The organism is Parachryseolinea silvisoli (assembly GCF_021190955.1).
GTDB classification, from domain to species: Bacteria; Bacteroidota; Bacteroidia; order Cytophagales; family Cyclobacteriaceae; genus Ohtaekwangia; species Ohtaekwangia silvisoli.
In genome coordinates, this window is the sequence record NZ_JAIOAO010000008.1 from 111,594 (window position 1) to 123,121 (window position 11,528).

8 protein-coding genes are annotated in these 11,528 nt (G+C 53.2%); 2 read left to right on the forward strand and 6 right to left on the reverse strand.

Annotated features, from left to right (window positions below; translation table 11 throughout):
* The 4 genes from K7P01_RS30560 to K7P01_RS30575 all read right to left on the reverse strand — a co-directional run bounded on the left by K7P01_RS30560 (window position 1) and on the right by K7P01_RS30575 (window position 8,236).
* Window positions 1-2,013 (reverse strand): FAD-dependent oxidoreductase, encoded by a 2,013-nt coding sequence (locus K7P01_RS30560; RefSeq protein WP_450091445.1) that lies wholly within the window; start codon window positions 2,011-2,013, stop codon window positions 1-3.
* 87 nt (window positions 2,014-2,100) lie between these two features.
* Window positions 2,101-3,594 (reverse strand): RagB/SusD family nutrient uptake outer membrane protein, encoded by a 1,494-nt coding sequence (locus K7P01_RS30565; protein ID WP_267298403.1) that lies wholly within the window; start codon window positions 3,592-3,594, stop codon window positions 2,101-2,103.
* Between the two features lie 28 nt (window positions 3,595-3,622).
* A complete protein-coding gene (locus K7P01_RS30570; RefSeq protein ID WP_267298404.1) occupies window positions 3,623-6,943 on the reverse strand; it encodes a TonB-dependent receptor in 3,321 nt (1,106 codons plus the stop codon).
* Window positions 6,944-7,165: 222 nt separating this feature from the next.
* Entirely contained in the window at window positions 7,166-8,236 is a 1,071-nt protein-coding gene (locus tag K7P01_RS30575) for a FecR family protein (RefSeq protein ID WP_267298405.1), read from the reverse strand.
* Window positions 8,237-8,540: 304 nt separating this feature from the next.
* Here K7P01_RS30575 and K7P01_RS30580 point away from each other — a divergent pair, with 304 nt between their 5' ends.
* Both K7P01_RS30580 and K7P01_RS30585 read left to right on the forward strand, forming a co-directional pair.
* Window positions 8,541-8,975 (forward strand): nuclear transport factor 2 family protein, encoded by a 435-nt coding sequence (locus tag K7P01_RS30580; protein ID WP_267298406.1) that lies wholly within the window; start codon window positions 8,541-8,543, stop codon window positions 8,973-8,975.
* Between the two features lie 124 nt (window positions 8,976-9,099).
* Complete coding sequence (locus K7P01_RS30585) at window positions 9,100-9,783, forward strand: hypothetical protein (RefSeq protein ID WP_267298407.1); 684 nt, start codon at window positions 9,100-9,102, stop codon at window positions 9,781-9,783.
* 13 nt (window positions 9,784-9,796) lie between these two features.
* On the opposite strand, the gene K7P01_RS30590 is transcribed toward K7P01_RS30585, so the two are convergent.
* The gene (locus tag K7P01_RS30590; RefSeq protein ID WP_267298408.1) at window positions 9,797-10,390 is read right to left on the reverse strand and encodes an RNA polymerase sigma factor; all 594 of its coding nucleotides are present in this window, start codon (window positions 10,388-10,390) and stop codon (window positions 9,797-9,799) included.
* Window positions 10,391-10,773: 383 nt separating this feature from the next.
* Window positions 10,774-11,400 carry a 4'-phosphopantetheinyl transferase family protein gene (locus tag K7P01_RS30595; RefSeq protein ID WP_267298409.1) on the reverse strand — a complete coding sequence of 209 codons (627 nt, stop codon included), beginning with the start codon at window positions 11,398-11,400 and terminating at the stop codon, window positions 10,774-10,776.
* Between the last annotated feature and the right edge of the window lie 128 nt (window positions 11,401-11,528).

Sequence of the window (11,528 nt, forward strand, 5' to 3'; positions counted from 1 at the left end):
TTAGTCGGCTTGTCCAGCCGGCACCCATAGCACGGCATCGGCCACAACGGTGCCTGTAGCAGCGCCGGCAGCAGACACTTCTATATATCCTTTGTTACCGGTCGCGAAGGTATACTTGCCCAGCGATACCCACTCACCTGAGGTCTGGCCCTCGACTACAAGGTCTGCCGGCTTGATGGTAACTTCTTTTTTCTTCTTGCCATCATGCACGGTCACGCTGACGTTGGCGGGGGCATCCGCCACCTTGGGCAAATACACGTATACAGTATAGGTTTGCTGCTTCGGCACCACGGGTGTGAAGCGCACGGTTGCCGCGCTGCCGGCAGCAGTCGTCAGGAACGACGGCCCGTAACCACCTTTGGCCTGCGGCTGCCAGGTGCCTGTACGGGTAATGGCTCCAACCTCTTCGTTGTCTACCAAAATATCTCCCGGCCGGCCGTCGGCCAGGGGGTTCGTTTTCAGCATGGACTGGAGGGTCGCAATATCCAGCGCCTGAATATCTTTCTTCCCGTCGATGGCCAGGACAGCAGCCGTAGCCGCCGACTGCGCCAGGACCATAAATACGGGCTCCATCCGAATCGAGCCGTACGCAATATGCGTCGCCGATAAACATACCGGCACAAAAAGGTTGGTACACTCGGCAGCCTTTGGCACCAGGGAGCCATAGGCAATGGGATATGGACCGAAGCCGCCGATTTCCACATTGCCCTCATTTTTCACCAACCCGTTTACGACCAGGCGCTGACAGTTGTGCGAGTCCATAGTATAGGCGGCCATGCCTACTCCGTCTTTCACGACTTCCTTTCCTTCGCAGTTCGCCTGGTGCATAACATACTGGCCTACAAGGCGTCGGGCCTCGCGTACATAAAGCTGCGGCGACCAGTTACCGGTGTCGGTATATTCATCCTTCGGGTAGCCGTAGGTAAGCATCTCGTCACGCAGCGCCTTCGGCACGCGGGGATCGTGTCCATAAAAATACAGCAGTCCTTTGGTATAGACCTCGTGGTCCGCCACAATGCGGGCGCGTTGCGCATACCCGGCATCGGGATAATCGTGGTTCATACCAATCATGTCGGTCGAAAATCCGCCGCGATTGTTGATGTCTGTTTTATTGTTCGGCATGCGGCTGATGATGAAATAGTCATTCAGCCTGCGCCTGTCCGGCGTTGCCGCGAAGATGCGGAGCAAGAGCTCGTACTTCGTGGAGTCGTAGCCGGCGGGCCGGGTGATCGGCACCTGGTTCCGGGGATCGGTGGAGAGGCAGATGCGGTAATTATAGGCCTGCACGCTGCGGTCGCCTGTACCGTTCGGCGCCAGCACGGCAGGACTTATCCCCCACAGCATTCCGCTGGCAGGGTTACCAGGTGTTTTATAGGGATCGATACTTCCGGGGATTTGGTGGCCTTCCATGACCTGCACGCCGTTGATCGTTTCTCCGTACGCTTTATTATCTTCCCGCCCCACGGCATACGACACGCCGGCTTTGGCCATGAGGTCACCCTCATAGCCACAGTCGATGAACATAGCGGCCTTGACGGTGATGTTGGCGGCTCTCGGGTTGAAGCTGTTTTCAAGGACGATTTCGGTAATACGTCCGTTGTATTTTTTTACTTCCTTCAGGCGATATTCATATACCACGCGGAAGCCTCCGCGCTGTACATAGCCCTGAAATGTTTCCTCGGCCACATGTGGCTCAAACGTCCATTGCTCAAATTTTCCATAGTGCTGGCCGATGCGCCGATAAAAATCGCGGGCCAGGCCGGTGATGGCATATTTGTTTCCGATGTCGGTATATCCCAGGCCGCCGGAGCTCATGCCGCCCAGATGCCGGCCGGGCTCAATCAGAATGGCCTTCTTGCCGAGCTTCTGCGCCGTGTACGCACCAATCACGCCGGCCGAGGTTCCGCCATACAAACACACATCCGTCTCCAATACGGTTTGGGCAAATGCCGGTGACCCCATCTGGAGAATAATAAATGCTATCGTTCCGAATATCTTTTTTGTGCAGATCATAAATTCCGTTTCAAAATGAGGATGAGAAAAAAGGCACCTGTAAAAAACAGTCAGGTGCCTTCGTTTTTTTTACTCTTCAGGGATCGATCAATAGCCGGTGTTCTGGTCGGTCAACGGGTCCAGTGCTTCGTTGTAGAGCATCTCTGAGTCCGGTATAGGCCAGAAGAGATGTTTCTCTGCCACGTCAATATTTTTTACCTGCTTGATCCGCTGCACCGCGATGCCGAGGCGTTTCAGGTCCAGCCAGCGTTTGCCTTCGTACATGGTCTCGAAGCCGCGCTCTTCGACCACCTGGGCGATAAATCCCGACAGATCGTAGTCCGCGATGTCGAAGTCCACGGGCGAAGGGGCATTGGAAGGATAGCCATACGCACGACGGTGTACCTGGTTGAGGCTTTCCAGTGCCTCGGCAGTAGGCGTGCCTGCCGCGCGGGCCGCGGCTTCAGCATGAAACAACAGCAGGTCTGCATAGCGATACCAGGGGTAGTCGTTTCCGGCGCCGCCCACACCACCGGTGGGCGCAACAGCCAGCGGGTCGCGGTACTTGCGATATAATACTGTGGTCGGCCCTTTATCAAACACGTCGGGATATAGTATATGCTTACGGCGCAGGTCTGCACGATCCCAATTGGCGATGATCGGATTAGCCACGGTGTCGGTATATTGCGCATATACGCCACCCGGCCCGTAATATAGTTTTGTACGGTGTGCGTAGCTTACCAGTCCGAAGCCTTGTTGATGGGAGTACTTCAGGTAAAAAATTTCCTCCGGCGTAGAGACCACATCCGGGCCAAAAATATTCTGAAAATCTTCCGACGTCTGCACCTGCACCAACGCATACTTGCCCGAGTTGATCACTTCCTGCGCTTTGTCACGCGCCAGCGCCCATTCGTCTCCGACATCTTCGCTAAAGTCCTGCGGCGTGCTGGCGCGCGTCATATAAATTTCCGCCAACAACGTCTTGGCGGCCCACTTGTTCGGCCGGCCGGCCGCCAGGTCGGGCGATGTCTTGTCGGTTAACCCCGCCTCCGCCACCAACACGTCCGCCAGGATCAGGTTATATACTTCTTCAATCGATGCCCGTGGCAGCGCCAATTCTTCCATATTGGTTTCCGTACGCAGCGGCACACCTTTCCAATTGCGAACCAACACGAAGTAGAGCATGGCGCGCAGATATTTTGCTTCCGCCATCAGCGCGGTAGCATCTGCTTCTGACACCTGCGTGGCGTTGGGAAGGTTGGCGATGACCAGGTTGGCGTTGCGAATCGATTGGTAGATATTTTCCCACACGGCTTGTACACGCGAGACGTTTTGCGGCAACAAGCCCTGATACCCGCTGACATCGGTCTGGCTGCCGCGGGAATAACCGTAGTCTGCCATACCTTCCTGTTGCGCGGGGTAATTAATCCCAAAACCACCGTCCGTCCGCATCGGCACGTAAATGGCATTTACCGCCGCGACAAGCTCGTCCTTCGTTTGGTAGAAGTTCTCTACCACCAGCGACTTCGGTTTTTCTTCCAGCATGTCGCTGCATCCCGCCAGGGTTGCCAGCATCAATATCGCTAAGAATGTTTGTTTCATAGTCGTAATACGTTTAATCATGTGACGATCAGAATCCGAGGTTTACGCCGACGGTAAATGTCTTTGCCGTGGGATAGCTATAGTGATCTATTCCCTGGCGATAAGAGTTTGCGCTTCCGTAGGAGCTTATTTCCGGGTCATACCAGGAGTAATCGGTAATTGTAATTAAGTTTTGCGCACTGACATAGACCTTGGCGCGCGACAGCCAGGTAATATTTAACGCAGACACCGGCACGTTGTATCCCAGTTGAATGTTCTTAAAGCGCATGTACGAGCCATCCTCCACAAAGCGATCTGACATTTGCACTTTTACATCCTTATCCATCTTTGGATAGGCTGCCGTTGGATTTTGCTCCGTCCAGGTATTCTGGTATACATCGCGCGGCATATTCAGCCCCTGACCATAGTCATACGCCTGGTTGATGCGACTGAGGTTGAGAATATCGTTACCCTGCGAACCCTGAATAAAAATTCCCAGCTCGAAATTCCGGAAGGCCATCGTTGAATTAAACCCGTAGATAAAATCAGGATTGGGGTCGCCGGTGATCCGTTTGTCGCCGATATCGTAGTTTTTACTATCATTATAGTCGTAGTATGTAGGGTTACCGTTGGCATCGTAGCCACTTTCAACGTAGCCAAAGAAAACGCCCATGGGCTCGCCCTCCCGTAAAATATTGGTGACATCGTTCACCACGGCAATACCGATGACCTCGCCGTTTATATCTTTACCGCCGTACAGGCTCACAACCTTGTTGCGGTTAAAGGAAATGTTACCGGATACATCCCATTTGAAATTTCCCTCCAACACAACAGCGTTGGCACCAATTTCAACGCCTTTGTTCTGCACTTTACCAATATTCTGAATGGTATTGGAGTATCCTGTCGATGCCGGACGGGACACCGGATTGAGCAGGTCGCGGGTATTTTTGACATAGTAGTCGAGCGTAATGCCAATACGGTTCTGCAACAAGCCCAGGTCAATACCGATATTCGTCTGCGCTGTCGTTTCCCACTTGAGTGGTCCTGCCTGGCGTGTGCCCGGCGCGTAGCTGGTAACAATAGCATCGTTGAATACGGTACGGCCAGACGTCAGCACGTTAAGCGTTTGGTAGGGCTCGATGGCCGTACTGCCGGTCTCACCATAGCCGGCGCGCAGCTTCAGGTCAGAGACCACGGCTACATCCTGCATAAACGGCTCTTCGCTGATGCGCCAGGCCAGGGATGCTGACGGGAAGTTACCCCACTTCTCGCCTTTGCTATAGCGCGACGAACCGTCTGTACGGAAACTGGCTGTGGCCAGATATTTACCCCGGAAGGAATAGTTTACACGTGCCAGGTACGAGGCCAATGTCCACTCCTGATAGGACGAGTTACTATTACCCTGTGCAGCAGACTGAATATCGTACGTTTCGGGCGTGTCACTGATGAAACCCGCACCGTTGGCGTTCAGCGATGTGGCCTGGTAGTTCTGGTAGGTAATGCCCGCCACGGCAGAAATGTTGTGGGGCCCGAACTCCCTGGTATAGGTGACTGTGTTTTCATTCAATACAGTCGTTGTTTGCGCTGTCTGGATTTGTGCCGAGCCTGTCGAGTTCAAGAACTTTTTATTGCGGTAGATATCGGTACGGTCGTTTGTATTTTCGATGCCGCCCGAAATCTTAATGGCCAGGCCGGGAATCGGTGTATAGGTAACGGCACCGTTGGCCAATACTTTGTTGGAGCGGATGTGATCGTTTTCGTTTTCAATGAAATCCAGTGGGTTAACAATCACATTGGAAGCCCAGCTATATTGGCGCAAGTCGGTGAGGGCACCGGTTTCCGTACGCGCGGGCAATGTTGGATACGCCGTAAGGATCGATGAAATAAGGGAGGCGCCGCGATTGCCTCCGCCGGAGTTCTTGCGGTCAGAATCGATGCGACTTAGAATAGCATTCAGATCGAACTTAAACTTTGAACTGACATCCGTCGTAACGTTGGCCCGGACGGAATTTCGCACGTAATTGCTTCCGCGGATGATTCCTTCCTGGTCAAAGTTGCTACCCGACAGCAGAAAGCGAGTCTTATCCGTCCCACCCTTTACACTGATCGCATGGTTTTGAATCGGCGCGGTACGAAAGACCTCGTCTTGCCAGTCCGTTCCTTTACCAAAGGCGTCTACTTCCTCCTGCGTAAATTTCGGCGTAATGCCGTCGTTCAGGTCGCGCTGGCGAATCGTCGCCGCGTATTCATGCGCGTCCATCAAATCGAGCTTGTTACGGATCGATTGAAAACCATAGTAACCGTCATATTCCACGACGGTTTTACCCGCCTTACCGCGTTTCGTCGTGATGAGCACCACACCGTTGGCACCACGTGATCCGTAGATTGCAGTAGCAGAAGCATCTTTCAGGATATCGATCGATTCAATGTCGGCGTTGTTGAGCAGCGTCGGGTTGCCCGAATACGGAAATCCATCTACTACATACAACGGCTCATTAGAACCGAATATCGAGTTCGCCCCCCGGACACGCACACTGATGGCGCCGCCGGGCGCACCGGTGTTCGGCGAAATCTGCACTCCCGCCGCACGGCCGGAAAGCGACTGCATAACGTTGGTTGTCGGAAAGGCATTCAGTTCTTCGGATTTAACAGAAGCCACGGACCCTGTCAGGTCTGATTTCTTAACCTCACCATATCCCACCACCACGATTTCGTTTAGCGATGTAATATCCGATTGCAGCGTCACGTCGATGCGCGTTTGTGTGCCTACGCTGATCTCTTGTTGCGTAAAACCGATAAAAGAGAAGATCAATACGGCCGTCTCGTCGGGCACTGTCAGGGAATATTTCCCCTCCGCGTCCGTCGTCGTCCCGGTGGCGGTTCCTTTCAGGAGTACGTTCACACCAGGCAGGGCTGTACCGACGTCATCCATGACCACACCCGTCACGGTCACTGCCCCGACTGGCCGCGCCATTTTTTCAGGCAACGCTTCCACGGGAATCGCATTGATGCGGCTGCGCGTCAGAATGATTTGGTTTCCGTCGGCCTCATAGGCAATGTGGCGCGGCGCCAGGATCTTTTCCAGAACATCGGCCAGCCTTTCATCCGTTACGTGCAGCGAGATGCGCTCAGAAGATGCAATGAGGTTAGATTGATAGAGGAATTTTGCCTGGGTGGCCTCCTCCAGCGTTTCGAGGGCTTTGCGAAGCGTGACCTCCTTCAATTCCACGCTGATCTTCGTGTCCAGCACTTGGGCAACCGTTTCGTGCGCCTGCGCTACACTAATAAAAAGAAGGGTGGCAAAGAGATGAACGAGGGAGACCTTCATAATGAACAATACATGTCCACGAACCTGTAGTTCTTTTTTCATACTTTTGAAATGTTTTGTCTTGATGTGTTGAAGCGGATAGACAAACGCCTCTTTTCGTCCTTGGCGGGACGAGAGGGCATTCCAGACCGGCGGTGTTGGCGCACTGCCGGTCTCTGTATTTTAGGGGTTATGGCGTATTTCTCTGCATAGTCGTTAGTCTTTAGGGTTGGGGTATGTTTTGTGTTGTCAAGATTTCGCTCTCACACTCGCTCACGCACTGTCTCACGGGGTGCAGCCTTTACTCGTGATGACAATATGGGAGTCGATCACTTCGTATGTACCCTGAATGCCCTTGCAAATCAGCTTCAGCTTATCGTAGAGCGGCACGTCGGTCAGCGTAGCGTGGATCGAACAGTCGGCCAGAACCTCCTCGTCATATACTATCTGGATACCATAGGCCTTTTCCAACGTTTCGAACACCTCGCGCACCGGCACATCGTTAAACTCAAAGCTATAGCTGGCAAAGGGCTGCAACACGGCAGGCTGCTCCACCAGGGATTTCGTCAACTTCTTCCCGGCGCGTTCATATACTACTTGTTGGTTGGGCATCAGCACGACCGCCTCTTGTTCAGCAGCGGTAGCCACTTTCGACACCGACACACGTCCGGTCTTTACCTGCACGGTAGTACGCCCCTCACGCTCAAAGCTCCGCACGCGGAAGCTCGTACCCAGCACGCGGGTCACCAGCTCCCGCGCATGCACCAGGAATGGCCGGCGAGCGTCCTTCTTTACTTCAAAAAAGGCTTCCCCCGTCAGGTATACATGGCGGGTATGCGGCTCAAAATGCGCCGGGTATTGCAATACGCTGTGCGGCTGCAGCACCACCGAGCTGCCGTCCTCCAGCACAATCGTCTTGGCCAGGTCGCCGTCATTGCTGCGTCGCTCCAACCCCGCCGGTACTTGTACGACCACCTCGCCGGGCGCAGCGTCAAACGGCGCCCGCCACAACAACCACAGTCCACCAAACAGCACCAGCAGGATCGCGGCCTTGCTATACCAGTGTTGCCAGGGTCGTAGCGGCACCGGCTGCTCATCGGGCAGCACCAGCGTCGTCTTAATTTTCTGCCACACGTCCTGCTGCCTGGCGGCATCCGGAATGTGCTGCGGCTCTTCGACCACCGCCAGGATCATCATGCGCGCCTCTTCAATCTCCTCTACCCTCGATGGATTGGCCCGGATCCAGCTCTTCCAGAAAATGTCCCGCGAAGAGCCCGGATGCGGATGGCGTACCCACCTTATAAAATCATCGTCGGCAGCAAAGTCTTCCGCCGCAAAGTCAACATAGTTCTTCATATCGGATACAAGAGGGTTTTCGCTACTTCAAACGTTATACTAGCTTAAAGCAACGTTTTCGGGATTTAACTCACTTTTCGAAAAGAAAATTTCGAAGACATGCCAACGAACTTGAAATGACCAGCATTTTCGAGGTCTTTTCAGAGATCAACGTTCGGGTCCCGGCGGCTCGCCCGGGCTTGAGTAAGGGTCGCGACAAAGTCGGAGTCGGTTGTTAATCCTGCACAGCACCCCGTTTGTCCGCCACACAAATCCTTGTCGCGTCCAAACCGGTACATATTGAAAATGACTTTACAAATTTACTATGACCAAAACACTCCTTTCACTGGTTCTATTGGCCTTCGCCATCACCACCTTCGCACAGTCTGCCGACGAGACTGCCATTAAAAGCGTGATTACCAGCGCCTATATCGAAGGCATCCAAAATCGCGGCAGCATAGAGAACATTCGCAAGGGCTTTCACCCGTCGTTTACGATGCTACGGGTGGTTGATAACAACGTCAAGCCCCTACTCCTCGAAGAGTGGATCACAAACCTGGAAAAAGCCAAAAAAGACAACCCGGCCGCGCCGCCTCGTACGGAAGGTAAGTTTATCAGCGTTGACGTTACCGGCACAGCCGCCGTGGCGAAACTTGAGCTTACGCGGGAGGGCAAAAAGACCTTTACAGACTACCTGGTTCTGGCAAAATTTACAGAAGGCTGGCGGATCATCAGCAAAAGCTTCTATCGCTATCCGTAAGCCGAACGACTTCCATCAGTGACTAAAAAAATTCCCTTTTTTAGTCGCCCTTCACCGGTAATTGTATAGAATGGGGTCGTCCTTGCACAGATGAGGATGGCCCGTTCTTTTTAGGAGGAATGGTATGACGCATGCTTTTAACTATCTTACCGCGATACTCTTGTGCCTTACGGGTATCCTCGGCGTACAAGCCCAAAGCACGTACCTGCTGCGCTATGAACACCAGGAATCGCGCCGCGCGGATAAGTCAACCTTGTTCTTCTACCTGGAGGAGCTTCCAGTGGGTACGACACACAACCAGCCCAGCCTGGTAACATTAGAAGATGCTCAATACAGGCTATATTACATTCGGCTACGCGAACCATCTGCCTCTTCCTATTTTGGGTGTGACAAATACCACGACCAGGCCGCGGGCGAAGAGCTTAGCGTCCGTGGCCTTCTCTCTGATTCGGTCCTGTTGACCTATGAACAAAAACAACAAGCTATTGAAGCACAATCCCTCGGCCTGCTGAGCAACCGCAGCCGGGCCAACACCGTCCTCACCGTAGACATAGATGAACAGACCCAGGTAAAAATGGTCAAGATCAACTTCGACCTCTGCACCTGCAAAGTAAGCCACGCGTCATTCTCAAGTGTATCCGATACATTGGCTATGCCACGCAAGATTTTGCAGACCGGAATATTCTCAGAAGCAGAAAAAACTTATTGGAAGAATCACGTATACTACGTGCTGGACAATGCGCTTGTTCAACATTGCCTGCCCCTGCCCGACAAATTCGTGAAAGCTTATCAGGTGGACCGGAACTAGAAGGCAATACTTGTCAAAACCAACATAACACGAAAAACGACAACACGTACTTCACATACTGCCGCAACTGCGTTAGTCCGCGTTGCACCAGGTTGCGTGCCGATTGCTCGTTCACATTCAGCACCGCGGCAATCTCTTCAAAATCCATTTCATCGTAGAACCGCAGTACCATGGCTTCGTATTGCCGGGGAGAGAGATCGTTCAATAACTTGCGAAGCCGGTGTACGCGCTGATGACCGCTCTCTTCCTCAATCAGCTTTTGCTCCGACGAAGGTGTAGGTGTCAACCATACATCTTCAATCACAAAATCATCGAGGGTAAAGAAAGCTTTGCGCGATTCATTGCGCAATAGCTTGCGCCGCAACGAGCGGTATAAATAAAACCGCACCGATGTCGTGGGGGACAGCTTTTCCCGGAAGCGCCACAGGTCTACGAATAAATCGTGAATGGCATCTTCCAATACCGCGTTCACGCCGCCGATCTTGCGCCCATAGTTGTACAACAATTTAAAATAACGGTCGTACAGTGCTGCAAAAGCTTGCTGGTCACTTTGCCGTAGGGCTTCCCATAGCTGCAGCTCGGTCTGGATATCGGCTTGTTTCTGCATGTGCGGGGTTAATGCGGTCAAGTAACATAATAATTTACAAAAGGCAAAATTCGTGCACTAAATCGATTGAATTGCCGCTGCAACGAGCGGATCGGCCATTCGTCGTTGCGCTGAGCCGGGTGCGTTTTTGACGTTGGTAAACCGATTTTCCACACGTATTTCCGCGCATCTGTGCCGGCCGGCAAGCGCATAAACTTTATCCGCCTGCCTTCAACCTTTACCCCCCACGACGCATGGCCACCTCCCAAAAGGATGTATCGCCCGGGCGCCCATCGCCGGGTGTCTAAGAAGAATACTTCCGAAAACGTAAATTTTTATCCGTTAAACGTAAACGCGCACATCGCCGTTTCCCGAACTTTCTTATCTATATACTGCACCTGCTGCTATACCACGAGATCCTTGAAGCGTACCGTTTGTACGGGTACACGGGTACTGACACACACCGTATAACCTTGCCACGCCAGTGGCAAAAGGTGCCAGGGTTGTGGCTCTTCGCCGATTGTAGCTTGCAGGCCGTGCAACGCAACGGACGATAAGGGTAATTGCAAGCCGCGACCATCGGCCTTTAGCACACTCTCCTTTTGCGTCCATCGGTGCAACAAGGCTTCCGAAGGACAGGCGGCGGTAACTACCGCACCCCACTCCTGCTGCGAGAAGGCTTGCTGATAGGCCGGCCAGGCAAGCGGGCGCAGGTGCTCGATGTCGATGCCCACGGGACCGTGCCGCAATGCAGCGCATATAATCAGATCGTGGCTGTGCGATAAGCTGAAGGCAGGTGCCGCGGGTATATAAGGCCTCCCATAAAGACTGGTGCGAATATCGGCTACTGTGACGGGCACCTGCAGGTCTTGCAAGACCTGCAGGATCAACCATCGGCCGAGCACGTGGCGCGCATAGTGCGAAGGCTCAACGGCCGGCTGTAACGGCCCGGGCAAACCCAAACGCTGCGCCAGCGTTTGAATGGCTTCGGGTGACGTCGAAGTGCGGTTTACGCAAGCCACGGTAAGCATGATCCGTAACGATATATAGTGTATTTCTTATGACAGTAAGGTATATCCAATGGCACTAGAATGGTGATTTAGTTTAACGATCAGAGCGCAACGCAGTTGTTAATAAAGGCCCCCTCAACACCCATTAA